This is a genomic window from Selenomonas sp. oral taxon 478 (assembly GCF_001189555.1).
In the GTDB taxonomy this organism is placed as follows: domain Bacteria; phylum Bacillota; class Negativicutes; order Selenomonadales; family Selenomonadaceae; genus Centipeda; species Centipeda felix.
In genome coordinates this window covers 807,357-833,995 of record NZ_CP012071.1, presented here as the reverse complement: position 1 = coordinate 833,995, position 26,639 = coordinate 807,357, and the positions used below count along the sequence as shown (strand labels likewise).

Genomic DNA, 26,639 nt, shown 5'->3' with positions numbered 1-26,639 from the left:
TTGGGAGATGACTATATGCCTATACATGTAACTAAACATAAAATTGATCAAGAATGGCGTTCAACCATTAGTAGCCGATATAAAGCTGTAACAAAGGCGTTTAATAGCGTGTTTTGGGAAAGTGATAGCGAGACTGCCCACAGTCGATATGTCGGATCGTATGGACGTGGGACGGCAATACAATCGAGTGATCTAGACATTTTGCTTGAGTTGCCTCCAGAAGAATATTTCCGATTTGATAAAACAAAATGGAATGGACAATCACGTCTATTACAGGCTGTGAAACAATCTATTGAAAAACATTATTCACTGAGTGATATTCGAGCAGATGGACAAGTTGTAAAAATTAACTTTTCGGATGGTATGAAGTTTGAGTTATTACCTGCATTTGAGGAGCAGGATTGCTTTGGGGACTTTATTCGTACATATAAATATCCGGACAGCAATATGGGGGGACGATGGAAATCGGCAAACCCCATCGCAGAACAGCAGGCGATGAGTCTCAAAAATGATGACTTGCATACAAGAGGCCTTTTGATTGATACTTGTAAGCACATTCGGTCTATCCGGGATACATTTTTTAAGAGCTATCATCTTTCAGGCATTGTCATAGATGCCTTTGTCTATGATGCAATTGGCGATTGGCATTGGATGAGTGAAGGTGAGACGAGTCAATATCCTCAAGGATCTTATGAGCAAAGATTGCTGAATCACTACAATACGATACAGAGACAGATTACTTGCCTTTCAGCACCGGGGAGTGTTGCGAGCATAGATGCTTCCAGTAGTATGGAGTGCCTTGGAAAGGTCCTGCATAAGATTGCCGATTGAGCGATCCTCAATCATGTAATGGAGATGATGTTATTGGAGCAATATCAAGTATTGCTTGATGTAGTCAGGCAGCAATATGCGAGTGTTGTATGGACGCATAAGATTCAGGAAAAACAGGCAGATATATATTTCAAACGATATAATTGTCTTGAGACGGTCAATATCATTTTCGCATCTGCAACATCCTGTGGGATTGTAAGCACCATTTTTTTTGGGGAGTTATGTGCGAAAATCATAACTATGTTTTTGTCCTTTGTGACGTTGGCTATTACAGCATATTATAAGAGTTTTGATCTAAAATCTATTGGATATAGGAATAAAGTGTCTGCAAATGAATTTTTGGTTATTCGAAACAGATTGCTTCGTATTATTGCGGACATACATATCCATAGAAAATCATGTGAAGAAATAGAGGAAGATTTTTCTCGTGTTATGGAAACGCTGGATAATCTATATGCTCACGCGGCACAAACAACAGATGATGCAGTGAAGATGGCGATGAAAGGGCTAAAAGAGCGTGAAGAATATACCTATTCAAATGAAGAGATTGATCGATTTTTACCTTCCCAGCTGCGTGGTCGAATTGATTCATAGCGGAGCATGTATAAGAAAGAATTCATCTCTGCAAAGGTAGGAGAGTTTTGGCTTTCTTTGCACTAAGGTTATAGTAAATAGAATGTGATTTTGATGTGAACAGAGATGTGAGCAGAATAGGAGATAGCGCGATGGAGCGGATGAAGATGCACAGCAGGGACAACGTGGCGGAGCATGTGGAGGCGGTTAGGCGGTTGTTCCCGAATGCGCTGACAGAGGTCATGCGGGATGGGAAGGTCGTGCAGGTGATCGACTTCGATGTGCTGCGGCAGGAGCTGTCCCGCGAGATCGTGGAGGGACGCGAGGAGCGCTATGCGTTCACATGGCCCGACAAGCGGCAGGCGATCCTCGCGGCGAATGCGCCGATTGCGATGACGCTGCGCCCCATCGTGGAGGACAGCGTCGGGCGGGACGGTACGGCGGGCGCGTTCGACAGCGAAAACCTCTACATCGAGGGGGATAATCTCGATGTGCTGAAGCTGCTACAGGAGACGTACCTCGGCAAGGTGAAGATGATCTATATCGATCCGCCGTACAATACTGGGAATGATGCCTTTGTGTACGATGATGATTTTGCGATGGCGGATGGGGATTTCCATGCGGCGAACGGGTGGCGCGACGAGGACGGTGCGATGCAGTATGATCTGCGTGCGAACAATGTGAGCAACGGACGTTTTCATACGGACTGGCTGAATATGATCTATCCGCGTCTGCGCGTGGCGAAGTCTTTGCTTGCCGATGATGGGGTTATTTTTATTAGTATTGATGACAGTGAGCAGGAGAATCTCAAGAAGGTTTGCAATGAGATTTTCGGTGAGCAGAATTATGTAGGAACAGTTATATGGGAAAGGGCTTTTTCACCGAAAAATGACGCAAAATATTTCTCTGCAAGTCATGACTTTATTGTTGTATATGCGAAGAATATAACGAATTTTTCCATTGGATTATTGCCTCGTTCTGAAACAGCCAATGCACGCTATAAAAATCCGGACAATGATCCAAGAGGGCCATGGACAGCAGACAATATGACCGTAAAAACATACAGTGCTACATACGACTATCCTATTACGACGCCCAACGGAACAGTAATTCGTCCGACAGATGGAAGATGTTGGTTTACAAATAGAGAACGCATGGAGAAACTCATAGAAGAAGGAAGAGTGTGGTTTGGTGAAAATGGGGGGAATACGCCAAGAATAAAGCGATACCTTGCAGATGTTCAGCAAGGTATGACCCCGACGACAATATGGCAACACGAGGATGTTGGGCACAATCAAGAAGGTAGACAGGAAGTAAAACGACTATTTGAGGACAAAGGATATTTTGCTGGCCCGAAACCGCTTCGCCTATTAAAACGTATTCTTAGGGTGGCAAATGTGGATGAAGACGCTCTTATTCTCGATTTCTTCTCTGGCTCTGCCACAACCGCCCATGCCGTAATGCAGCTAAATGCCGAGGACGGTGGTCATCGGAAGTTCATTATGGTGCAGCTGCCCGAGGCGACGGACGAGGGCGGCACAGCCTACAAAGCGGGCTATCGGAATATCTGCGAGATCGGCAAGGAGCGCATTCGCCGTGCGGGGGCGAAGATCGCAGCTGAGGCGGGCGAGAAGGCGGTAGGAGTTGACCTCGGGTTCCGCTGTCTGCGCCTCGATACGAGCAATATGACGGAGGTCTACTATGCACCCGATGCGGTGACGCAGGACGGACTTTTCGCGCAGGTGGACAATGTCAAGGCGGATCGCACGCCGGAGGATCTGCTCTTTCAGACGATGCTGGATCTCGGCATCCTGCTCTCGGCATCGATTACGGTGGAGGAGATCGCGGGGAAACGCGTCTTTAACGTTGCGGACGGCTTCCTTCTCGCGTGCTTTGACCGTGATGTGACGGATTTGGCGGTGACGGCAATCGCAAAGCGAAAGCCCTACTACGCGGTGTTCCGTGATGCCTCGATGGCGGACGACTCTGCGCTGACGAACTTCGATCAGCTCTTTGCGGCGTACAGCCCCGCAACGGTGCGGCGGGTGCTGTAGTGTAACACCCCTCGGGAAGCGTTGTGAATCATTATGAGTAGGAGGCGTCATGATGCAAACGTCTGTATTTACCATGGAACAGATTGCTGCAGCGGTGAAACCGCTTGCTGATAAATACCGTGTGAAGGAAATTTATTTGTTCGGTTCGTACGCGCGTGGGGAAGCGGACGAGAACAGCGATTTGGATTTTCTTGTTTTTGGTGGAGAAATGTTTCGGCGAACGATGATTTTTGCCTTGGCGGAGGAGCTGCGCGAGGTGCTCAAGAAAAACGTGGATGTTTTTGAAATCGCAGAGGTCAACCCGGACAGTAATTTCTATCAAACGATTATGAAAGAAAAGGTTTTGGTGGCATGAAGTATTCGGATCGGCAAAGGGTTCAAAAGATCTATGACTATGCTGTTCAGTTGCAGGAATATATCCGAAAAAACGACATTGAAAAAGAGGAGCTGCTGACGCAGCTGCCGCTTCAATGGCTTGTCACAACGCCGTTATACAATATGGGAGAGCACTGTTATTATTTGTCCGCAGCGTATAAGGCGAACCATGCTGAAATCTCATGGACGATGATTGCAGGGCTCAGGCATCGCCTTGTGCATGATTATGATGGGACGAACTGGAATATTATTTCAGAGGTTGTTTTTGAGGAGTTGCCCATCCTGGTCCAGCAGCTGGAGCGCTGTTTGACAGAATATGAGAATACGGGTGATTGCTGATGAAGTTTCACTTTACGGTGCAGCCGTACCAGACGGAGGCGGTGGAGGCGGTTGTCCGTGTGTTCGAGGGGCAGCCGTATAAGGCGCATACGGACTATCGGCGCGATGTGGGCACGGGTGCGGCGCAGGGCAATCTGCTCCGTACAGAGGAAGGCTATCGGGATGCGTCGTTTATGGACGTGGACACGGCATCGGACGATGGCTTTCGGAATGAAAAGCTACATCTGACGAAGGAGCAGCTGCTCGCGAATATCCGCAGGGTGCAGAGCGTACGCAATCTTCATCTGTCGGAGTCGCTCTCCGCGCCGCTCGGTGCGTGTGCGCTCGATGTGGAGATGGAGACGGGCACGGGCAAGACGTATGTCTATAGCAAGACGATGTTTGAGCTGAACCGCCGCTATGGCTGGAGCAAGTTCATCGTGGTGGTGCCGAGCATCGCGATCCGCGAGGGCGTGAAGAAGTCCTTCGAGATGACGGCGGAGCATTTCATGGAGCACTATGGGAAGAAGGCGCGGTTCTTCGTCTACAGCAGTGCGAATCTGAATCAGCTGGATGCGTTCTCTGCCGATGCAGGACTCTCGGTGATGATCATCAATACGCAGGCGTTTGCCGCCTCGCTGAACGAGGAGAAGTCGGTCGAGGGGCGCGGCGGGAACAAGGAGGCGCGCATCATCTACTCGAAGCGCGATGCGTTCGGCTCGCGCCGTCCGATCGATGTGATTGCGGCGAACCGTCCAATCCTCATTCTCGATGAGCCGCAGAAGATGGGGAAGAAGGGCTCGGTGACCCAGAAGGCACTCGCGCAGTTCGCTCCCCTCTTTACGCTGAACTATTCGGCGACGCACGCGGAGCGGCACAATCTCGTCTATGTGCTGGACGCGGTGGATGCCTACAATGCGCGTCTGGTGAAGAAGATTGAGGTGAAGGGGTTCGAGGTGAAGAATCTGCCGGGGACGGGGCGCTATCTCTATCTCGCGGAGATTGTACTCTCGCCGAAGGTGCCGCCGCGTGCGCGGATCGAGTTCGAGGTGGCGCAAAAGGGCGGGGTGCGGCGCACGCTGCGCATTGTTTCTAAGGGGGACAATCTCTGCCATCTCTCGGGCGGAATGGCACAGTACGAGGGCTATGTGGTAGAGCACATCGATGCCGCTGCGGGGACGGTGCTTTTCCTGAACGGTACAACGCTCCATACGGGAGATGTGCAGGGGGATGTATCGGAGGCGGATCTCCGACGGGTGCAGATCCGTGAGACGATTGTCTCGCATTTTGAGAAGGAGCAGCGGCTTTTCGCACGCGGGATCAAGACGCTCTCGTTGTTCTTCATCGACGAGGTGGCGAAGTACCGTCAGTATGATGCAGACGGAAATACGGTGCTTGGGGAGTACGGGCGGATCTTCGAGGAGGAGTACCGCGCGGTGATGAACGAAAACCGCGATATTTTTGATCCTGCGTATATGAAATATCTGGACAATGTGCCTGTAGAGAAGGTACACGCGGGGTATTTCAGCATTGACAAGAAGACGGGACGCGCGGTGGACAGCAGTCTCAGGCGCGGCTCGGATCTGTCGGACGACATCTCGGCGTACGATCTGATCCTGAAGGATAAGGAGCGGCTGCTCTCGTTCGATGAGCCGACGCGCGTGATTTTCTCCCACTCGGCGCTGCGCGAGGGCTGGGACAATCCGAATGTGTTCCAGATCTGTACGCTGAAGCACGCGGCGAGTGTGACGGCAAAGCGGCAGGAGGTCGGCAGAGGTCTGCGCCTCGCGGTCGATCAGACGGGCCAGCGGATGGATCGGACGGTGCTGGGAGATGCGGTGCATGAGGTGAATGTGCTGACGGTAATCGCGAGCGAGAGCTATGCGGGATTTGTCGGCGATCTGCAGAAGCAGATGGAGGCGGAGCTGTACGATCGTCCGAAGACGGTCACGGAGGAGTATTTCATCGGCAAGACAGTGAAGTCGATGGATGGAACAGCGGCCACACTTGATAAGACGCAGGCGCGAGCGATGTATTTCTACCTCGGTATGAACGGTTATGTGGATGTCGAGGGGCATGTGACGGAGAAGTACCGTACGGAGCACGCGGCGGGGACGCTCGCGCCTCTGCCTGAGGCTCTCATGCCCATGACGGAGGGGGTCCATCGCCTTGTGCAGGCAATCTATGATGAGCGTGTGCTGCGCACAATGATTTCGGATGCGGGGATGACGAAGACACCGGAGAATCCGCTGAATGATCGGTTTTATCGGAAGGAGTTTCAGGCACTCTGGAAGAGGATCAATCACAAGTACGCCTATACGGTCTCCTTTGACACGCGACAACTCGTACGGGCGGCGATCGACCATATCAATGCCGAGCTGCGTGTCAGCCGTCTCCAGTATACGATTACCTATGGCGGGCAGCAGACGGATCTGGATGCGGCGATGGTGGCGGATGGTACGAGTTTTAGCTATGGCAAGAGTCGGACGAGTACGCTGAAACGCGCCCAAGGGTCAACGGTGACGTATGATCTCATCGGGCGCATTGCGGCGGGGACGACGCTCACGCGGCGCACGGTCGCGGAGATTTTGCGGGGGATTAAGGCCGAGGTGTTTGCAGGCTACCGCTGCAATCCTGAGGAGTTTATCCGTACGGTGACGCGGCTCATCCTTGAGCAGAAGGCGACACGCATCGTCGATCACATCGAGTACAATACGATCGAGGGCAGCTACGATGCGAGTATCTTTGCGACGGAGAAGCGCCCCTACACCGAGGCATACGAGGCGGAGAAGGCAATCCAGAACTATGTGTTCACGGACGGCAATGTGGAGAGGAGATTTGCCCAGGATCTCGACGGCGGGAACGAGGTGCTGATCTATGCGAAACTGCCGCGCGGGTTCGCCATCCCGACGCCGGTCGGAAGTTATGCGCCGGATTGGGCGATTGTGTTTCGCGAGGGGAAGGTGCGTCACATCTACTTCGTCGCGGAGACGAAGGGAACGCTGTCCTCGCTCCAGCTTCGTCCGATTGAGGAGGCAAAAATAGCGTGTGCGAAGAAGCTGTTTGAAAAACTGCATAGTGACTGCGTGATCTACGAGCATGTGAATGATTTCCAGACGCTGCTCAACCGTGTGATGAAGTGATGTGTATATGCAACATGCCTGTCCCTCTGTGGGACAGGTTTTTTCTCTTGCTGCGGAATATGTTATAATAGGAGAAAAGTAAAGAGAGTGTTTCTCAGACTGTACACGGCAAAGGAGGTGCATCATGCAGCGGCGATATATTTTTACGGGACTGATGCTTGCGGTGTTGGTCGGTGCATTCTTCTACCTCCGCGCCGAGCAGCGGACGCAGATCGACTTCGAGCAGGTGGAGCCGATCCCGGGGTACAAGATGGAGATGCGGGAGCCGCCGCTGCGGGTGGCGATGATCTCGGTGCTGAACCACGCGCGCACGGAGGGCTATCAAAGTCAGATGGTGCGCAGTCTCGGGCGGCTGCTCGGGCGGCCGGTGCTGCTCCTGCACCGCCGCAGCTACGCCGAGATCAATCAGCTGCTGGCGAAGGGGGATGCGGATGTGGCGTTCCTGTCGAGCGGTGCGTATATGGTGTATGGGAAAAAGGAGGATGTGCGCCTCTTGGCGATGCCGGAGCGTGGCGGAACGAACTACTATTTCTCGTATGTGATTGTCCCGCGTGCGAGCAGCGTCACCTCGCTCGCGGAGCTGCGCGGACGGCATTTCGTCTATGTGGATCCGATGAGCTACTCGGGCTATCTTGAGCTGCGTGCATATCTGCGGAAAATGGGCGAAGATCCCGAGACCTTCTTTCGCTCCTCCTATTTTACCTACAGCCATGATGACTCACTGCGTGCGGTGGCGGACGGTCTGGTAGACGGCGGCGTGATTGCGAGCCTGACATATGACTACTACCGGGAGTATGCGCCCGCGATGCTGGAGCAGGTGCGGATCGTACAGGTGCTGCCGGGGAGCGGGATGGGGCCTGTGGTGGCGCGGCGCGATCTGAGGGAGGCGGATGCAGTGCAGGAGATCCTGCTGCATCTGGACAGAGATCCGGAGGCAAAGGAGGCGATGGAGCAGCTGCTCATCGACCGCTTCGTGCCGCCGCAGCCGGAGCTCTATCCGCGGTTCTCGCCGGAAGAGGGGATCTGATGCAGTATTTTGCGAAACTCCGCATTGCGGGCAAGCTGACGGTGATCGTGATGGGGATTGTGCTGCTCTTTGCCATTCTTTCGGGTGCGCTCATGCTCGTCACGCTGTCTGACATCATGCGTGCGTCACTGGAGCGGCGCGGGCTGAGCGTGGCGGCAGAGGTGGCGGAGCTCAGCAGCGACGCGCTGCAGACGGGCAATCTCTTCGCGCTCGAGGAGCTGATCCACACAGAGAAACGCAACAATGACTTTGTATCGTATATCTTTCTGCTGGACACGGACGGACGTGTGATGGCGCATACCTTTACCAAAGGGATGCCGCTGCATCTGCGCGAGCTGCACGGGGTGGGCGGCACAGAGCCGGAGGTGCTGCGCGTGGACACGAGCCTCGGGCAGATCCAGGACATCCGCTGGCCGATCGAGGGCGGTGCGCTCGGCGCGGTTCGCGTCGGTGTGAGCGAGGATGCACTGCGGGAGCTGTTGGTCTCCAATGTACTGAAAATGCTCGGGATAACGCTGGTCATCCTGCTCCTCGCGGCGGTGCTGATCTTTCGCCTGTCGGAGATCCTGACGCGTCCGCTCCATCATCTGATGGAACGTGCGGAGCATATCTCCAAGGGTCATTTCTCGGGGCGTGCGATCACGTTCCCTGTGACGGATGAGATCGGGCGTCTGGCGAATGCGATGAACGATATGGAGCGGCATCTGCGCGAGGGGGCGCAGGAGCGCAGCCGTCTCCTGCGGCACATCATCACGGCGCAGGAGGAGGAGCGCAAGCGGATTGCAATGGAGCTGCACGACGAGAGCGGGCAGACGCTGACGGCACTGCTCTTCTCTCTGCGTGCGCTCGCGAACGAGACGGATGATGAAAATATGCAGAAGGCGCTGCTCGCGATTCGTGACGAGACGGCGGATACGCTCGCGCGGCTGCGCAGTCTCGCGGTGGAGCTGCGCCCGCCGACACTGGATGAGCTGGGGATCGAGGCGGCACTTGAGAAGCTGGTCGCTGACTATCGGCGCAAGCACGCGGTGGACATCGAGCTCGTCTGCGCGGTCGAGGCGGTGCCCGGCGACGTGGAGAGTCTGGCGGTCTATCGGATCGTACAGGAGTGCCTGACGAATATTGTGCGGCATTCCCATGCGACGCGGGCACAGATTCGCCTGAGCGCAGAGGAGCGCATCGTGCTCTATGTCAAGGACAATGGCGACGGCATCACACAGGAGCGCATCCGTGCGGCGCGGCGGGAGAACCACATGGGGATCTACGGGATCGCCGAGCGCGTGCGCCTGCTCGCGGGGCGGATGGAGCTCTCTGCAGAGCTGCCGGAGTGGACAACGGTCTATCGCATTGAGCTGCGCGGAAGGGGGCTGACGGATGAATCTGATGATTGTGGATGACCATTTGCTGATCCGCGCGGGGATCAAGCTGCTGCTCAAAAACACGTCCGCCTATACGGTGACGGCAGAGGCGGAGAGCGGCGAGGAGGCACTGCGGCTGCTGGCGGTGCAGCCGATCGACCTCGTGATCATGGACATCTCGATGCCGGGGATGGGCGGGCTCGCCTGCATCCGCGAGATCCGCGCGCGCTTCCCCGCGGTGAAGATCCTCGTGCTGAGCATGCACGAGGATGAGGAGTATATCTACAAGGCGATGCAGTACGGGGCGATGGGCTATCTGCCCAAGACCTCGGCGGACAACGAGCTGTTCGATGCGCTGCAGGCACTTTCGCAGGGGCGGCGTTACCTCAGCCCGAACGCGCAGCAGTCACTCATGGACATCATGTTCCGCCCCGCAGAGGAGGCAGCGGATGATCCGCGCAGCGTGCTCACCGCGCGGGAGCGGGAGGTCTTTGACGAGCTGATCCACGGGTATACGATCACGGAGATTGCCGAGCGGCTGCATCTCAGTGTAAAGACAGTGGACACACATAAGAAACATATCTACGAGAAACTGCACTGCAGCCGGCGCAGCGAGCTTGTCACGCTCGCCCTGCGGAACGGGCTTTTGCAGTAGCGTGCCGAGACATATCAATAGAACCCCACATCGGATTTTTTCTGATGTGGGGTTCTGTATTTCTGATGGAAAAATGGGGAGAAATCCGAGGGAAAAACAGAACTTTGCCGATGGTCGGGGAATGCCGCATTCGCTATACTGCAGACAGCATAAAATTTGCAAGGGGGATGGATTTATATGTCAATTTTTTCACCGGCACCGCACATTGAGCGGCTGCCCGCCGACCAGATTGACGAGCGGTACAAGTCACTCCGACGGCAGGTCTTTCTCGGGACGTTCATCGGGTATGCGACCTTCTATCTGATTCGCAAGAACTTCAGTCTCGCGATGCCCTACATGATTCAGGACTACGGCTACTCCAAGGCGGATCTTGGTATCGTCCTGACCATGCTTTCGGTTGCATACGGCGTGAGCAAGTTCGTCATGGGCAACATCTCGGATCGTTCGAATCCAAAGTATTTTGCCACGCTGGGCCTCCTGCTCAGTGCGCTCGTGACGCTCGTGTTCGGCGTTGTGCCGGGGGTCATGACGAGCATTCCGATCATGTGCGCCCTGAGCTTCATGAACGGATGGTTCCAGGGGATGGGCTACCCGCCGTATGCAAAGTCCATGGTGACGTGGTTCTCCCAGACCGAGCGCGGCGCGTGGTGGTCGTGGTGGAACGTCTCGCATAACCTCGGCGGCGGGTTGATCGCACCGCTGGCGACGGCAGGTATCGCACTCTTTGGCACATGGAACAGTATTTTCTTCTTCCCTGCGCTGATCTCCATCGTCCTCGCCTTCATCACCTTCTTCCTCCTGCGTGACACGCCGCAGTCCTGCGGTCTGCCGCCCATCGAGGAGTACAAGCACGACTACCCGAAGGAGCACGGTGCCGTCATGGAAAAGCAGATGACGGCAAAGGAAGTTCTGATGAAGTACATCATCAAGAACAAGCTGCTCTGGTATCTGGCGATCGCGAACATCTTCGTCTATTTCATCCGTTACGGCGTCGTCGACTGGGCGCCGACGTATCTCGCGGCGGTCAAGGGCTTCTCCAAAGAGAGCTCGCGCTGGGCATACTTCCTCTATGAGTGGGCGGGCATCCCGGGCATGCTCGTGAGCGGCTACCTCAGTGACCGCGTATTCCGCGGACGGCGTGCGCCCGCAACGATGATCTTTATGACGTTCGTCATCGTCGCGATCCTCGTCTACTGGTTCAACCCGCCCGGCAATGTCCTCGTGGACAACCTCGCGCTGATTGCCATTGGCTTCCTCATCTACGGGCCGGTCATGATGATCGGACTGCAGGCGGCGGACATGGTGCCGCGTGTCGCAACGGGCGGCGCGACCGGCCTTACGGGCCTCATGGGCTACATCGTCGGCTCCGCGTTCGCGGGCGTCTACATGGGTTTCGTCGTTGACCATTTCGGCTGGACGGGCGGCTTCATCAGCCTCCTCGCCTCCTGCGTCCTCTCGATCTTCTTCCTGTTTATGACCATGGGTGGGAAGAAAAGAACAGAATAAAGGAATCGTTGGATTCCCACATAAAAATCCCGCTGCGTTCGGTATGTTCCGAATGCGGCGGGATTTTGTGTGTATTTAGGAACGCTGATAAAATGAAGTTGGTCAGATTGGCGCAGATTTTGTCCTGTCAGGGAAGCTGCTGCCAGTGCAGCGGCAGCGATGAGAGTGACTGACTTGTCGAGAGGCTGCTCAGTGATAAGAGATTACATTTCCATCCATAAGGTGATGGGAAAAAGGGATACCGCGTCGCTCAAGCTGCTGCGTCATGTCCCTTATGTATGCTTTATCAGTGCTTCCCCAGATCACCGCAGATGCCTGTGATGCATATTTACCGCCGGCAAGTAGACTTTCCGGCAGAGCAGGGCGGCGACGAGTGCGATGGCCGCGGCGATGTAGCCGATGTGGGCGATGTGGTCAGCCCCCGCTGCCAGCCCGCCGATGTACGTTCCGCTGCCGATGCCGAGGTTGAAGATCCCCGAGTAGATCGCCGTCGCGACCGTCGATGCGTCGCGTGGGACCGAGGTGAGCACCTCCGCCTGGAACATCGTATTGTAGAGCGTCGCGAGCACGCCGAGCACCATCGTGAGTACGATCATCGTGCCGACGGAGATGGCTGCCGCCTGCCAGAGAAAGAGCATGACGGCGACCCCGACCAGGCACCAGCGCAGCAGAGCCAAACGGCACCTGCCGTACATCCGCGAGAATACGAAGCTCGCGATGATGCCGCTCACCCCGAGCAGCATGAGTGCCACCGTGATCAGATTGGGCGAGAATTCTGCGACCGTATGCAGGAACGGCTCGATGTAGCTGTACATCGTGAAATACGCCGTCGCAAAGAGCGCCGTCATGACGTAGATGCACGCCAGCGCAGGCTGACGCACGAGCGACGGCAGCTCTCGGACACTGACCCCCGCCCCCGGCGTGCGCTGCGGCAGGAGAATCGCGAGATAGACGAACGCGGCAGCGGCGACTACGGCGAGCAGGAGGAACGTCATGCGCCACCCTGTGGCGAGCCCGATCACGCGGCCGAGCGGGAGCCCGACAATCGTCGCGACCGAGCTGCCCGTCGCGATCATACCGAGAGCCGCCGGCTGATGCTCACGCGTCACGAGACGCGTCGCGAGCGGCGCGGCGATCGACCAGAAAATCGAGTGCGCGCAGGCGACGACAATACGCGCCCCGAGCAGCATCTCATAGCTCGTCGCGATCCCTGAGATCATCTGCCCGATGCCGAAGAGCGCCACCATCAGGAGCAGCAGCTTCTTCAGCTCCATGCGGCAGGTAAGCAGCATCAGCGGCAGCGACAGCAGCGCCACCACCCACGCATAGATCGTGATCATCTGTCCCGTCGCTGCCTCCGTCATGGAGAACGACTCGGAGATATCGATGAGCAGTGCGATCGGCATGAATTCGGAGGTGTTGAAGATAAACGCCGTAATCGTGATTCCAAACAGCATCATGTACTGGCGCGGCAGCATCGTCATAAAACATCCCTCCCTATCTGTGTTTTCCTTGTGTGACAGTATCCACATTGTAGAGAAAAATAAAAAAAATGCAAGGGGGAAACGCCCTTTTTTGCGGATTTTCCGCGATCTGTATAAAGCTGTAAAATTGTGATAATGGCGCGTGTATTTTACCTGTGTTATAATTAGAAGCAATGAAGTAAAATACGCACAAAATAAGAAGAGAGCGCGATGGAGCATAGGGAGGTGCACACGGCAGGGGCGGTGTGGTGATTGTGCCGGCTTTGTGCGTACGGTAAGAGCGCTGTGCTGAACGCTTTCTCAGCAGGGGGCTGTGCCTTCCTGCCGAGCATCGCACACAGGAGATGGCACAACGAGATTGCTCCTGTGAGAAAAGGAAAAGAAATAGAATAACCTGTGTGATTCCTTTAAGGAGGCCATACGATGCTGGGGGCGATCATTGGCGATATTGTCGGCTCGCGGTTTGAGTTCGACAATCATCGCAGCAAGGATTTTGAGCTTTTTGCGGAGGACTGTTTTGCGACGGATGACAGCATTATGACGCTGTCCGTGGCGAAGGCGATCATGGAGACGCAGCGGGAGACGGCGGACGCACCTGCGGCAGATGCCGCAGGGCTCTCGGATGCGGCAGACGCGGAGGAGGGTTTCTATGTACGCCTGCGCGCGAATGCGGTGTACTGGATGCGGAGCATCGGACAGCACTATCCCGACTGCGGCTATGGCGGGCGGTTCTACTGGTGGATGTTCATCACCGATAACCCCGCGCCCTACGACAGCTTCGGCAACGGTGCGGCGATGCGCGTCAGTCCTGCGGGATTTGCCGCGCGCAGCATGGAGGAGGCCATCGCCCTCGCCAAGGCGGTGACGGAGGTCACGCACAACCACCCCGAGGGGATCAAGGGCGCGGAGGCGACTGCTGTCGCTGTCTATATGGCGCGGACGGGGCGCACGCAGCAGGAGATCGCCGCCCATATTGTGGAGCACTACTACGCGCTCGACTTTACCATTGACGGGATTCGGGAGGACTATATTTTTAACGAGACCTGCCAGCATACTGTACCGCAGGCGATTGAGTGTTTCCTCGAGTCATGCTCCTTTGAGGATGCTATCCGCACGGCCATCTCGCTCGGCGGTGACAGTGACACCATTGCTGCGATCACGGGCGCGATCGCTGAGGCGTACTATGGCATCCCCGACGCGATCCGCGCACAGGCACTCTCCTATCTCGACGACCGCCTCCGTCCCATCTATGATGAATGGGAGGCGCGCTATAGGATGGAGCAGAGAGCGCACTGAGAGAGCTGAGAGAACAGAAAAACTCCCGCGCGCCGACAGCGGCGGGAGTATCAGAAAATGGAGGACATACAATGAAGAAGGCAATCGTCGTTGTGGATATGCAGAACGACTTCGTGGACGGCGCACTCGGCACGGCGGAGGCGCAGGAAATGCTGCCGCGCATGGTGGAGAAGCTGACGGCGGCGCGTGCGGCGGGGACGGCACTCGTCTTTACTATGGATACGCACGGCGCGGACTATCTCACGACGCAGGAGGGAGAGCATCTGCCCGTCCCGCACTGCATTCGCGGTACGGCGGGCTGGGCGATCGTGGAGGCACTCCGCCCCTTTGCCGATGCGGCAGCAGCCGTGATCGAAAAGCCTACGTTCGGCGCGACGGCACTCCCCGCCGCCCTCGCGGACTACGACGAGATCGAGTTTGTCGGGCTCTGCACGGATATCTGTGTCATCTCGAACGCCCTCCTCGTGAAGGCGTTCTGTCCCGAAAAGCGCATCAGCGTCGATGCCGCCTGCTGCGCGGGTGTCACGCCCGAGAGTCACACGACCGCGCTCAACGCGATGCGGGCGTGCCAGATCGAGGTGTGCGGCTGATTTTATTTCGTTGATACATTCCCAAGCAGCGGATCAGGAGGTGCCGTGGATACGATATCCCCTGATCCGCTGTTTACTTATACTCTGGATCACATTTTCTAAAACCAAAAGAAGGAAAATAAAAGAGAAATGCCGAATAAATTAAAAGCGAATAGTCGGTATGTTTTGTTTAATACAAAATAGAGATCAAATAAGGAGGATGTGGTGATGAGCGCCCTGCGCACCATCATTTTTATGACAGCATTATGCTTCTTCGGGATGGTGAGTGTTCCTGCCCTTGCCGGTGCGCCGCAGCGACGGCGTTGTCGTCAAGTATCCGGCGCCGTATGAGTATTTTGCTTATATGCACAACATATTCGCTCGTCAATTATTGCAGCAATATCAAGAAGATGAGCGGCATCGTATTGATATGTTTTATTCTGAGACGGACAGGAAGCTGCAGCGCTTCGCGGGACTGAGCGCGGCCTATCAGCGCGGGATGCTGTATTTTATGGAATTCCCACAGAAAAACAACGGCATCTACCTCAGTACCAATGCGGAGGGCAACATTGACGCTCTGCTGATCGAGGTCAGTGATGATACCAGTGCAGGGCCTGCCTTCGTTGAAAATGAGATCCTCATCTCGTTCGTCAGTGCGCTGCTCGCGGCGGACATGCCGGCTCTGCGCACGGCTGCTGCCCCCGTCATCAACGGGCAAAAGGCCTATGTTGATATTTGGACAACCCCATTGAGAACGATGATGGGACGAAGCGGCGAGGGCTTTTATGTTCGCGTCATGAGCCTGCCGAATGATCAGCCGTTCTGCCGCATTGCCATCTTTCGTCCTTGACTGCATCGGGGGACTGTCATCCATCGGACATTGTATGCGTAAGGGAGGTCGGCAAACATGAAAATCCTGCAAAAAATCGCTGCCGTGTTTGTATTTTGTTCTGCGGTTTTATTTGCATCCTCTGCCGATGCAAGAGTCGTGCAGATCTGCGACATGAGTGCATATGCACTTTATAACGAAGGAAATGCAGTCCTTGCGGCACTTGACCGTCCGTATCGTTTGACCGAGCTGACTCACATTGGGCGAGTTTCCAAAGACAGCGGCTATGATCTGTACCTTTCATCCATCGGGGCAAAAGGAGAGGCCGCGGTTGTTTCGTTTTTCTGCAATGACAGAGGCTTTGTTTCCAAGGTCATCATCATGGCAGACGGAAATAAACCGAATACTATTCCCTATGTTGGAAGTGCTCTTGCCTCGCTGCTGATCGCCATGGGTGTATCTCACGATGAGTTTAACGTGTTGGCAAAGAAGAGTCCGCTCGTCGGCAATGGAACCTATGACACAGTATGGGCGCATGCACTGGGACGGCGTATTATCCAGGAGATGCATGGTGATACTGATGCAAAAGGGAACCTGATCATGACGGTGCGTCTGACGGCGGAAGACAGTTGATCTGCCCCGTGCAGATGGGACGTCGGGTAGGAGTGAGGCGGCAGTGTCCGCTTTTGCGGCCTGTGGTTTGTTCGTTTATATTTCGCAGTAAGAAAGGGATGGTGATGTCTATGTGCAACGGGAAGAATGTATTCGCAGTCATGCTTGCGCTTCTGATCGGACTTGTCATCGCAGGTGGGCCGGCGCGTGCAGATGCCGCGACGATCTACATTTATCAAGGCAAGGGCGTTGGCGTGATGGCGGATACGACCTCGCGCTGGTTTGATGGAAATGCGGGTGGTGTTGCCTGTACCTTTGAGCGTGAGCATACAGGTGTCTTAACGTATCGCTTTACGCGCACAGCAAACGGATGGGAGTATGAGACGTTCGGCACCAGACCATCTTACTACGATGCAAAGCCGATCATAAACGCCATCCTCAACTATATTGTGACGGGGAATACCACGAAGGAATACAACCCGTCATAAATTGCAAGCCGCATAATCGAAATTGTTCTGCCCCCATAGCTGCGCAGCAATGGGGGATTTATGCTGTTCAGGGGGGCATAGACCGTGATGCAGGAATGTGAGATCCAATGAGAGATCATGGATGTGAGTACATTTCGCACAGCAAAAAAGAGCCGTCAGCATGACGGCTCTTGTATTTTCTCTGGAGCGGGCGATGGGAGTCGAACCCACCTCTAAAGCTTGGGAAGCTTTCATTCTACCGATGAACTACGCCCGCAGTGATTGCTATGATAGCAGATTCTCCCGCGTTTGTCAAACGCGCTCACTCCTCGGGCAGGAGCATGGCGAGGTCGGGCATGAGCTTCGTGATGTCGCGGATGAAGACGCGCAGGACGCTCGTCATGACCTCGGGGTCAAACGCCGCGGGGTTATGCGGGACGACGACGTCGGCGTGGATGGCGGTATCGGAGGTGAGGTAGAACTTGATGAGGCGGCTGTCCTGGTTCTGCCGCATGAGCCAGCCCGTGAGCAGCATGGCGTTCGTGTCGTCGACGGCGTTCTGCGCAAGACGGACGCGGATGGTCGCATAGGCGGTGCTGTCGATGATGACGGCGATGGGCAGTCGCCGCTCGCCTGCCTCGATCTCGCTCTCAAAGACGGTGGTGTCGCGGTCGTCGCCCACCTCGCGGATGGCAAAACCGGTGATGTTTTCCTTTTCAATATACTCCTCGAATGTTTTGGCCGCCTCGATCACGACCAACCACCTCCTCGTGCTTATTCCTCTTCGTATGTAAACTGATCTGTGTCCGCATGATAGTCGAGCCGATATCGAACGGCAGGCCTGCCTGTGTCAGTATAGAGCTCGCGGCCGAATGCGAGCGCGATGTACGGATGATCTGCGCTGTGCTGCACGGATCCGATGTAGACCTGAAAATCGTCGGGGATCGGATTGTAGTAGTCGCTGCTGTCGACGCAGATGCGCCAGGCACCGTCCACCGGCGATTTTCCGACGATGACCGCACGTCCTGAGGCGGGCGGAGCGCCCGGCGGACGCCAGCCGGCACGTGTGTTGATGTTGCAGTAAAAAAACAGATGCCCGTCGCTCATAAACGCTCCGGAAGAGCCGAGCCCCAGACGCGATGCCGGTGCACTAAAGTGAAAGACGTTCTGCTTGCCCTCCCACAGGGTGAAATGGATCTGCGTGCCCATCTGTGCGAGCGTTGCCTTGATCTCCGCCGTGCCGACTTGATAGTAGGAACGGCGCACGTCTTTGCCCTGCTCCATGCGCACGGGCTTTAGGATGAGCTGGGCGCCGGAGACGGGCGGCAGTGCCGCGGATGCGGTCACAGCAGCAGTGAGCACGGCGATGGATAGGATCAGCAGGAGGGACATCTGATATTTTTTCATAACCGTTCTCCGCCATCTTCTAACGATATTTTATTATAGCATAGCGTGCGGAAAAGGGAAAGAGAAAAGAAGTGCCCGCCAGGAGACCTATTGTGTGAATCTCCACAGAAAACAAAAGTTTTATAAAAAGAGGATTTTTGCCGCAGCGCGCGAACTTCTATTATAAGGGACGCACGAGAGAGAAAGGGATGTAAAAATGAAATCTTTGCGGAGTAAATTTATGCTGGCGCTGATGGCGCCGGTGATTGCGCTGTCGGTGCTCATCATCGCGCTGCTGCTCATCATGGCAGATATGCGTGATCGCCATACGCAGGAGCAATTCCGTACGATGCTGTACACGGACTACGACAATATGATCGGCGTCGCGACGGAGCTCGCACGCAGTGAGGTGCAGAGCGCCTACGATATGTACCGGGACGGACGGCTGACGGAGGATGAGGCAAAGGCAGAGGCGATTGCCCGTGTGAAAAAGCTGCGCTATGGAGCGGACGGCAGCGGATACTTCTGGATTGACGACACAGACTGCCGGCTGATCGCGCATCCATTTTTGGAAAACAAGGAGGGCACGGATCGCAGAGACGACCGTGACCCCGACGGCAACTATGTCATCCGCAATCTCATCGCAGCAGCGAACGACGGAAGCGGGTACAGTAATTTCATGTGGGAAAAGCCGGAGAACGTCGGGACGGGGCAGCTCTCGCCGAAACGTGCCTACTCGCTGAAATTCGCTCCGTGGAACTGGGTGATCTCGACGGGCAACTACGTGGACAACATCGACGCCTATCTCGCCGCGCGCAGCGATGAGAGCCGCGCAGCGATGTATGAGGAGCTGCAGCTCTCCATCCTGTGCATCGTGATCGCCCTCGCTCTCTGTGCGGTACTGGCACGTAAGGTCAGCGGCGGCGTGACGCGCCCTGTCATCGATATGGCACGCGCCTTCTCGAAGAACGAGGCAGGCAAGATCAAGATCCATCCCGTGGAGAGCAGCAGCGCCGATGAGGTGGGTGTCCTCTCACGCACGATGAACGACTTCGGCGCACAGATCAAAACGATGGTCGCGGCCCTCGGAAAGCGTGCCTCTGACTTGGGCACGATGTCGGGGACGCTCAGTACGTCGAGTACGAATGTACTGAGTGCCGGCGAGGAGCTGAGCCGCACCATCGAAAACATCGCGAACGGCTCGACGGATCAGGCAATGCATACGCAGACGATCAGTGACAACATCCAGTCGATCGAGTACTCCCTCCAGAAAAATGAGGACCTGCTTCGCGATCTGAAAGAGGTGAGTGCGCGCGTCGCCGACGAAAAGGAGCACGGTACGGCAGTGGTGCATGACCTCCTGGAGGAAACGGAGCAGGCAAACGCCAACATCGCGGCAATTACGCGCCTCGTCAACGAAAACAACGAGAGTGCCGGCAAGATCGGCGAGGCGAGTACGATGATCGAGTCCATTGCCGAGCAGACGCGCCTGCTCGCACTGAACGCTGCCATCGAGGCGGCACGTGCCGGAGAAACGGGGCGCGGATTTGCCGTGGTTGCGGATGAGATCCGCAAGCTCGCCGACCAGTCGAGCAGCTTTACCAAGGATATCAAGGAGATCATCGCGGAGCTGACACACAACTCGGAGAACGCGGTTGCGGGGATTCAGGATGTGGAGCGCACCGTGACGGTGCAGACGGAGGCAATCGGCTCGACGCGCAGCAACTACATGAGCATCGCGGCCTCCATTGAGAGACTCGAACACGCGACAGCGGCACTCGAGTCGTCGATGTCGGCCATCTTTGCCAACGTCAAGGAGATTACGCCGCTCGTCTCCTCACTCGCGGACGGGGCGCAGAACAGTGCCGCGAGCACGCAGGAAATGGCGGCAAGCATCCAGCAGCAGACAAGCGATATCAACGGCATGGCAGATGTGGCGCGTGAGCTCGCTGAGGCGGTGCGCGCCATCCAGGAACAGATTGAGGCATTCGACGTGTAGCGATTCCATTTGCTCATGACAAACGGGACTGCGGTACGACATTTTCGAATTCGTACTGCAGTCCCGTCTGTATTTCAGTCCCGTGGAGCATTCCTGCTCAGTGATGGAAGAGGCGGATGTGGGTCATTGCCATGGCGATGCCGTATTTGTCGCAGGTCGCGATGACGTTGTCGTCGCGGATCGAGCCGCCGCTCTGCGCGATGTAGGAGACGCCGCTCTGATGGGCACGCTCCACGTTGTCGCCGAACGGGAAAAATGCATCCGAGCCAAGTGCGACGCCTGTGACCGTGCGGAGGTAGGCGCGCTTCTCCTCGCGTGTAAAGGGGGCGGGTTTTTCGGTAAAGAGCCGCTGCCAGTCCGCCGCGAGCAGGGCGTAGTCGTCCTCGTCGCCCGCGACATAGACATCGATCGCATTGTCGCGGTCGGGGCGGCGCACATCGTCACGGAACGGGAGTGCGAGCACCTGCGGGCTCTGGCGCAGCTGCCAGATGTCCGCCTTGTTGCCCGCGAGGCGCGTGCAGTGGACGCGCGACTGCTGTCCCGCGCCGACGCCGATCGCCTGTCCGTCCATCGTGTAGCAGACGGAGTTCGACTGCGTGTATTTCAGCGTGATGAGTGCGAGCAGGAGGTCGCGGCGGGCCGCAGCGGGGATGTCCTTGTTCGCCGTCGGGCGATCCGTGAGACAGTCCTCCGTAATCTTCACATCGTTGCGCTGCTGCTCAAACGTGACGCCGTACACGTCCTTGCGCTCGATGGCGGGCGGCGTGTAGCTCTCATCCATTTGGAGGACCAGATAGCTGCCCTTGCGCTTGGATTTTAGGATCTCCAAGGCCCTCTCCGTGTAGCCCGGCGCAATGATGCCGTCGGAGACCTCGCCGCGCAGGAACTCTGCGAGACTCTCGTCGCAGACATCGGAGACGGCGGCAAAGTCGCCGTAGGAGCTCATGCGGTCCGCGCCGCGCGCCCGTACATAGGCGCAGGCGACGGGCGAGAGCTCGCGCTCCGCCGCATGCGTCGCGCGCGCCAATGTCTCGCTGAGCGGCAGACCGAGTGCCGCGCCTGCCGGACTGACGTGCTTGAAGGACGCCGCTGCGGGGAGCCCCGACATCTCCTTCAGCTCGCGCACGAGCTGCCAGCTGTTCAGCGCGTCGAGCAGATTGATGTAGCCCGGCCGTCCGTTCAGTACGGTAAAGGGCAGTCCGCCGTCGGCAAAGACGCGTGCGGGCACTTGGTTCGGGTTGCAGCCGTATTTGAGGGTGAGTTCGTTCATGTGAGCGCTCCTTTTTGCTGATGAATTCTCCTTTTATTATAGCGGGAGGGGGGCATTTTTTCAACTGAAGAACAGCGGTGACAGGAACGCGGTGCGGCGGATCGTTTGCCTGTGAATTTTCTTTGACAGTGCTGCAAAAGCAACGTAATATGTAGGTGAAAGAAGTTGTAAAAACTATATTCTGCCATCCGCAAGGGAGGTACCATGGAAAACGAAAACCAACAGCGGTTCATTCAGTTCCCCGAGACGTATGACCGGAGACGCCTGAACAAGATGTACCGTGCGGCAGGTCTGCCCGACCGCAAGTCGTACCTGCTCCGCAACTATTTCTGCGCGATGGCGAATCTCTATGGCACGATTTCGCTGGCGGAGGCATGGAAGCTGATTCATGCGTATCATCCGCGTGGCGCGATTACGGAGGAGCAGTTCTGGACGTTTGCCGAGCTGGCACGCCATGAGGATGAGGGCTATGACATCATGGGGCTGGACGAGTGCTTTGCGGATGAACCGCCGCACACGCCGCAGGAGCGCAGCATCATCAGCGGTATCCTGTTCGATACGGACGAGGGGTATGCCGATATGCTCAACCGGCAGCGGGGAAAGCCGCTCTATGTGCCTGCGACACAGGAAGAGATGCTGTACTATGCGGATTGGCGGTACGTCGAGGCGACGCCGTGGCAGAAAAAGCTCGCGGCCTTTCTGATGAAACGGATGCCGAAGAACTGGTACCTAGGTGAGCGAGAGCGCGCACTCTGGGAGGTCTTTTTCGACGTGCGTGTCGACGGCGATGTTCATCTCCTTCTTGGCGCGGCGGAGGAGTGGGGGCTTGTCATGAAGCGTGACAGCGAGGTCGAGGAATTTGTCGCGCTTTGCGTGGACTACACCAACCACGCGCGTCTGTTTTCCAATCGCGGCCATACGCCGGACGAGCTTTCCGCCTTGATGCCGCATGACTTCACGCAGCGGCAGACGGCGAGCATCGGCCCGCGGATGCGCGAAGCACTCGCGCGCGGGACGATGACAGTGGAGGAGCTGCGCGAGCAGTTCCGGACGCAGGAATTCCCCCATGAGAGCGTGCGCACGGCATTTTTGGAGGAGCTGGAGCGCGTCGCGGCAGAGCTTGGACTCGCCGCAGGGCAGGAGAAGGTCGGACGCAACGATCCCTGCCCCTGTGGGAGTGGAAAAAAATATAAGAAGTGCTGCGGACGGTGAGCCAAAAAATCTTTTCATAGCGACAGGAGGAACACATGGACGTTGCAACAATGATCGAGCCAAAGTTATCAGTGATTCCATAATCTTTTTATATAGACGTATTTGGAGTTGACATGGATAAAGGGGACGTACGATAATGATAAGAACAAGTGTCATACGGAAGTGCTTTGACGTATTTTGAAGCAGAGCACCCTGCATAGATGAGGAGGCACTGTCAATGGATATGACAGCAGCAGAAATTGTACGTAATGGTGAAGCCTTCTTGGGCATCGAGTTGGGCTCAACACGGATCAAGGCCGTTTTGATCGACGCAAAATGCAATGTGATTGCACAAGGGAGCTATGCGTGGGAGAATCATTTTGATGGAATGTATTGGTCTTATCATCAGGATGAGATTTGGCATGGCCTGCGCAGCGCATATACAGATCTCCGACAGTGTGTGGAAGAGCGATGCAGAGTATCCATTCAGCATGTTGCTGCGATGGGGATTAGCGGAATGATGCACGGGTATCTCGCCTTCGATATGGCCGGCGATTTGCTTGTTCCCTTTCGGACGTGGCGGAATAATACGACGGGAGAGGCCGCAAAGGAGCTTACCCGCGCGCTCGCGTTTAACATTCCCGAACGATGGAGTGTGGCGCACCTCTATCAGGCACTGCTGTCCGGCGAGCCGCATGTGGCGCAGGTCGACTATATGACGACGCTCTCCGGCTATATCCATTGGAAGCTGTCCGGGCAAAAGGTGCTGGGCATTGACGATGCATCCGGGATGTTCCCCATCGATCCCGCGACAGGAACGTACGATATGGGGATGCTGAAAATATTTTCCGGGCTTTCGGCAGCGGCGGCACTTCCCAAAAATCTAGCTGACATTTTACCGCGTGTGTGTACGGCAGGACAGACAGCGGGTAAACTCACGCCGGAGGGGGCGGCGCTTCTGGATGAGAGCGGCAATCTTATGGCGGGCTGCCCCATGTGCCCCCCGGAAGGCGATGCGGGAACGGGGATGATCGCCACGAACAGCATTCGTGAGCGGACGGGCAATATCTCCGTTGGTACATCCATTTTCTCGATGAATGTGTTGGAGCGACCGTTCCAAAAGGTCTATCGGGACGTCGATATTGTCATGACGCCGCACGGAAAGCCGACGGCGATGGTGCATAGCAATAATTGTACCTCGGATATCAACGCATGGTTCGGGATTTTTTCAGAGATTGCCACTGTACTGGGGGCTTCCGTTCCTGCGGATACGTTGTATCAAAAGTTATTTCAGCAGGTGGAACAGGCGGACCCCAGTGGAGGTGGGCTCCTCAACTATAGCTTCCTCTCGGGGGAAAATCTCACGCGGACGGAGAAGGGGAGACCGTTGTTCGTCCGCACGCCGCAAAGTGCATTCACGCTGGCAAATTTTGTACTGACACAGCTCTATGCGGCGTTTGCTCCATTGCGGATAGGATTTGATATCTTGACGCAGGAGGAAGGCATCCGAATGGAACGCATGATTGCCCACGGAGGCTTGTTTCGCACGCCGTACATTGCGCAGCAGGTACTTGCCAATATGCTTGATGTGTCGGTGACGGTAATGAAGACAGCAGCAGAGGGCGGTGCGTGGGGGATGGCAGTGCTGGCAGTCTATGCGCTTCGTGGGAGAGGAGAGGATCTCGCCGATTTTCTGGATCGGGAGGTATTCGCAACAGCAGAGGGAGAGACGCTTGCCCCCGATGCGGTAGGCGTGTGCGGCGCGCAGGAGTTCATTGCGCGCTATCGTGCGGCTCTCTCCGTCGAGAATACTGCCGGGGATGCACTAACGTACAACGGATGAGCATGCATGGCTGCCGTGTGAAAAAGAGACTTTCGCACGGTGGCTTTTTTGCGCATCGAAAATCCTTTGTGGTTTCTTGCATCCATTCCATATCATGCAAACGGTTTCTTTACAAATTGCCCCAATAGTGCTAGAATTTTGTTATTGAAGATTCCTAATATTAGCAGGAGGGACTTATGGACTTTGCAAAGATGATTGACCATACGCTGCTGAAAACGGATGCGACAAAAGCCGGCATCGATCAGTTGCTCAGTGAGGCCAAACAGCATCATTTCGCTTCCGTTTGTGTCAGCCCAATCTGGGTGTCCTATGCGGCAGAGCAGCTACGCGGCTCTGGGGTCAAGACCTGCACTGTCATCGGCTTTCCACAGGGCGCGACGCCGACAGCAGTGAAGGCGTTCGAGGCACAGCAGGCTATCGCCGATGGCGCAGAAGAGGTGGATATGGTGATCCCTGTCGGTCGCCTGAAGGATGGGGACTATGACTATGTGCGCGCGGATATTGTGGGCGTCGTCGCTGCAGCAAAAAAGAAAGCGCTTACAAAAGTCATTATCGAGACGTGCCTTCTGACCGACGAGGAGAAGCGCACAGCATGCCGCCTCGCTCAGGAGGCGGGGGCGGACTTTGTCAAGACCTCGACGGGGTTCTCCACGGGCGGCGCGACGGCGGCTGATGTTGCGCTGATGCGCGAGGCCGTTGGTCCCTCAATGGGGGTCAAGGCGTCGGGCGGCGTCCGCAGCCGTGCGGATGCCGAGGCGATGGTCGCTGCGGGGGCAACACGCCTCGGAACGAGCAGTGGCGTAAAGATTGTGAACGGAGAGGGCTGAGGACCATGAGAATCGCTGTTGTTGGATCTAATATGGTCGATCTGACGGCCTATATCACGCGGATGCCCGCTCCGGGTGAAACGCTGGAGGCACCGGACTTCGCGTTGGGCTGCGGCGGAAAAGGGGCCAATCAGGCGGTTGCCGCCGCCCTGTGCGGCGCAGATGTTATGATGGTCTCGCGGGTTGGGACGGATATCTTTGCGGATAATACGATCCGAAATTTTAAGGCCTATGGTGTTGATACGACACACGTTAAGAAAGTGGAGGGAATGTCGAGCGGCGTTGCCCCCATCTTCGTGGATCAGCATGGACAGAACAGCATCCTCATCATCAAAGGGGCGAATAACGCCCTCACGCCAGCGGAGGTAGATGCGGCGGAAGCGGATATCAGGTCGTGCGGGCTGATTATCCTGCAGCTTGAGATCCCGCTCGAGACGGTCTATCATACGATCGAGTTCGGGCGGCGCAGTGGAATTCCGGTACTGCTGAACCCGGCACCTGCGACCAAGGAGCTTGCTATCGACCGCGTGTGTGCCTGCGATTTCTTCGTGCCGAATGAGACGGAGCTCGCCATCCTCACCGAGATGCCGACGGCGACGCAGGAGGATGTCGAGCATGCGGCGGCGTTCCTCCTCGGTAAGGGACTGAAAAATGTCATCGTTACCCTTGGGGAGCGCGGCGTCCTTTGGATGACCAAGACGGAAAAGCACTACGTTCCGGCGTGCCACGTGGATGCGACGGATACCTCTGGGGCAGGTGATGCCTTTATCGGATGCTTTTCCAGCTCCTATGTGCAGGATGGAGATACCCTGGCAGCCATTCGGAAGGCGAGTGCGTTTGCGGCACTCAGCGTGACGCGTAAGGGAACGCAGATGTCGTATCCCGATCGAGCGACTTTTGCGGCCTTTCTCGCACAGCAGGGAGGACAATGAGAGACATCATCAAAGGATAAGATTATATTGACAATTTCAAAGAAAAGAAATACAATATTTATGTAATCGCTTACAAGGTAGGACACGGGGATTG

At 56.1% G+C, this 26,639-nt stretch carries 24 protein-coding genes and 1 tRNA gene; 20 read left to right on the top strand and 5 right to left on the bottom strand.

The genetic code is table 11. The features are described from left to right. Positions 1–15: 15 nt before the first annotated feature. The 10 genes from ADJ74_RS03965 (at position 16) to glpT (ending at position 11,840) form a co-directional block, all read left to right on the top strand. On the top strand, positions 16–831 hold the full coding sequence (locus ADJ74_RS03965; RefSeq protein ID WP_050342067.1) for a nucleotidyltransferase domain-containing protein: 816 nt from the start codon (positions 16–18) through the stop codon (positions 829–831). Positions 832–858: 27 nt separating this feature from the next. Next, complete coding sequence (locus ADJ74_RS03960) at positions 859–1,425, top strand: SLATT domain-containing protein (RefSeq protein ID WP_253271721.1); 567 nt, start codon at positions 859–861, stop codon at positions 1,423–1,425. Positions 1,426–1,556: 131 nt separating this feature from the next. Then, positions 1,557–3,458, top strand: a complete 1,902-nt coding sequence (locus ADJ74_RS03955; protein WP_172664503.1) for a site-specific DNA-methyltransferase — start codon at positions 1,557–1,559, stop codon at positions 3,456–3,458. 49 nt (positions 3,459–3,507) lie between these two features. Then, complete coding sequence (locus ADJ74_RS03950; protein ID WP_039957294.1) at positions 3,508–3,813, top strand: nucleotidyltransferase family protein; 306 nt, start codon at positions 3,508–3,510, stop codon at positions 3,811–3,813. Further along, positions 3,810–4,172: a DUF86 domain-containing protein gene (locus ADJ74_RS03945; RefSeq protein WP_050342062.1), complete on the top strand. Its 363-nt coding sequence runs from the start codon at positions 3,810–3,812 to the stop codon at positions 4,170–4,172. The genes ADJ74_RS03950 and ADJ74_RS03945 overlap by 4 nt, the downstream gene beginning before the upstream one ends. Continuing rightward, positions 4,172–7,294 (top strand): type III restriction-modification system endonuclease, encoded by a 3,123-nt coding sequence (locus ADJ74_RS03940; RefSeq protein ID WP_050344197.1) that lies wholly within the window; start codon positions 4,172–4,174, stop codon positions 7,292–7,294. The genes ADJ74_RS03945 and ADJ74_RS03940 overlap by 1 nt, the downstream gene beginning before the upstream one ends. A gap of 124 nt (positions 7,295–7,418) precedes the next feature. Continuing rightward, a complete protein-coding gene (locus ADJ74_RS03935; RefSeq protein ID WP_050342060.1) occupies positions 7,419–8,321 on the top strand; it encodes a PhnD/SsuA/transferrin family substrate-binding protein in 903 nt (300 codons plus the stop codon). Further along, positions 8,321–9,718, top strand: a complete 1,398-nt coding sequence (locus tag ADJ74_RS03930) for a histidine kinase (protein WP_050342058.1) — start codon at positions 8,321–8,323, stop codon at positions 9,716–9,718. The genes ADJ74_RS03935 and ADJ74_RS03930 overlap by 1 nt, the downstream gene beginning before the upstream one ends. Continuing rightward, positions 9,696–10,334: a response regulator transcription factor gene (locus ADJ74_RS03925; RefSeq protein ID WP_050342056.1), complete on the top strand. Its 639-nt coding sequence runs from the start codon at positions 9,696–9,698 to the stop codon at positions 10,332–10,334. Before ADJ74_RS03930 ends, ADJ74_RS03925 begins: the two co-directional genes overlap by 23 nt. Positions 10,335–10,511: 177 nt before the next feature. Continuing rightward, positions 10,512–11,840, top strand: coding sequence for a glycerol-3-phosphate transporter (gene glpT, locus ADJ74_RS03920; protein WP_050342054.1), 1,329 nt, complete (start codon positions 10,512–10,514; stop codon positions 11,838–11,840). 302 nt (positions 11,841–12,142) lie between these two features. Here glpT and ADJ74_RS03915 read toward each other — a convergent pair whose 3' ends face one another. After that, positions 12,143–13,324, bottom strand: coding sequence for an MFS transporter (locus tag ADJ74_RS03915; RefSeq protein ID WP_050342051.1), 1,182 nt, complete (start codon positions 13,322–13,324; stop codon positions 12,143–12,145). 423 nt (positions 13,325–13,747) lie between these two features. Here ADJ74_RS03915 and ADJ74_RS03910 point away from each other — a divergent pair, with 423 nt between their 5' ends. The 5 genes from ADJ74_RS03910 to ADJ74_RS03890 all read left to right on the top strand — a co-directional run bounded on the left by ADJ74_RS03910 (position 13,748) and on the right by ADJ74_RS03890 (position 17,118). Further along, on the top strand, positions 13,748–14,620 hold the full coding sequence (locus tag ADJ74_RS03910; protein WP_050342050.1) for an ADP-ribosylglycohydrolase family protein: 873 nt from the start codon (positions 13,748–13,750) through the stop codon (positions 14,618–14,620). Positions 14,621–14,691: 71 nt separating this feature from the next. After that, complete coding sequence (locus ADJ74_RS03905; RefSeq protein WP_050342048.1) at positions 14,692–15,210, top strand: cysteine hydrolase family protein; 519 nt, start codon at positions 14,692–14,694, stop codon at positions 15,208–15,210. Positions 15,211–15,619: 409 nt separating this feature from the next. After that, positions 15,620–16,039: a hypothetical protein gene (locus tag ADJ74_RS03900; RefSeq protein WP_050342046.1), complete on the top strand. Its 420-nt coding sequence runs from the start codon at positions 15,620–15,622 to the stop codon at positions 16,037–16,039. 57 nt (positions 16,040–16,096) lie between these two features. After that, positions 16,097–16,651, top strand: coding sequence for a hypothetical protein (locus ADJ74_RS03895; RefSeq protein ID WP_050342045.1), 555 nt, complete (start codon positions 16,097–16,099; stop codon positions 16,649–16,651). A gap of 110 nt (positions 16,652–16,761) precedes the next feature. Beyond that, a complete protein-coding gene (locus ADJ74_RS03890; RefSeq protein ID WP_050342043.1) occupies positions 16,762–17,118 on the top strand; it encodes a hypothetical protein in 357 nt (118 codons plus the stop codon). Between the two features lie 182 nt (positions 17,119–17,300). Here the strand turns inward: ADJ74_RS03890 and ADJ74_RS03885 are convergent. The 3 genes from ADJ74_RS03885 to ADJ74_RS03875 all read right to left on the bottom strand — a co-directional run bounded on the left by ADJ74_RS03885 (position 17,301) and on the right by ADJ74_RS03875 (position 18,504). Continuing rightward, positions 17,301–17,374 (bottom strand) — tRNA-Gly (locus ADJ74_RS03885). A gap of 45 nt (positions 17,375–17,419) precedes the next feature. Then, positions 17,420–17,851 carry a hypothetical protein gene (locus tag ADJ74_RS03880; RefSeq protein WP_050342041.1) on the bottom strand — a complete coding sequence of 144 codons (432 nt, stop codon included), beginning with the start codon at positions 17,849–17,851 and terminating at the stop codon, positions 17,420–17,422. 20 nt (positions 17,852–17,871) lie between these two features. Next, the gene (locus tag ADJ74_RS03875) at positions 17,872–18,504 is read right to left on the bottom strand and encodes a hypothetical protein (protein ID WP_050342039.1); all 633 of its coding nucleotides are present in this window, start codon (positions 18,502–18,504) and stop codon (positions 17,872–17,874) included. A 220-nt stretch (positions 18,505–18,724) separates the two neighbouring features. Between ADJ74_RS03875 and ADJ74_RS10860 the strand changes: the two genes are divergently transcribed. Then, positions 18,725–20,482, top strand: a complete 1,758-nt coding sequence (locus ADJ74_RS10860) for a methyl-accepting chemotaxis protein (protein ID WP_253271720.1) — start codon at positions 18,725–18,727, stop codon at positions 20,480–20,482. Positions 20,483–20,579: 97 nt separating this feature from the next. On the opposite strand, the gene ADJ74_RS03865 is transcribed toward ADJ74_RS10860, so the two are convergent. Then, entirely contained in the window at positions 20,580–21,752 is a 1,173-nt protein-coding gene (locus tag ADJ74_RS03865) for a phosphoribosylaminoimidazolecarboxamide formyltransferase (protein ID WP_050342037.1), read from the bottom strand. Between the two features lie 204 nt (positions 21,753–21,956). Here ADJ74_RS03865 and ADJ74_RS11510 point away from each other — a divergent pair, with 204 nt between their 5' ends. The 4 genes from ADJ74_RS11510 to rbsK all read left to right on the top strand — a co-directional run bounded on the left by ADJ74_RS11510 (position 21,957) and on the right by rbsK (position 26,545). Then, positions 21,957–22,964 carry an SEC-C metal-binding domain-containing protein gene (locus ADJ74_RS11510; RefSeq protein ID WP_050342035.1) on the top strand — a complete coding sequence of 336 codons (1,008 nt, stop codon included), beginning with the start codon at positions 21,957–21,959 and terminating at the stop codon, positions 22,962–22,964. Positions 22,965–23,181: 217 nt separating this feature from the next. Beyond that, positions 23,182–24,786, top strand: a complete 1,605-nt coding sequence (locus ADJ74_RS03855) for a xylulokinase (RefSeq protein ID WP_050342034.1) — start codon at positions 23,182–23,184, stop codon at positions 24,784–24,786. A 176-nt stretch (positions 24,787–24,962) separates the two neighbouring features. Beyond that, positions 24,963–25,613 (top strand): deoxyribose-phosphate aldolase, encoded by a 651-nt coding sequence (gene deoC, locus ADJ74_RS03850; RefSeq protein ID WP_050342032.1) that lies wholly within the window; start codon positions 24,963–24,965, stop codon positions 25,611–25,613. Between the two features lie 5 nt (positions 25,614–25,618). Beyond that, positions 25,619–26,545, top strand: coding sequence for a ribokinase (gene rbsK / locus ADJ74_RS03845; protein WP_050342030.1), 927 nt, complete (start codon positions 25,619–25,621; stop codon positions 26,543–26,545). Positions 26,546–26,639 lie beyond the last annotated feature (94 nt).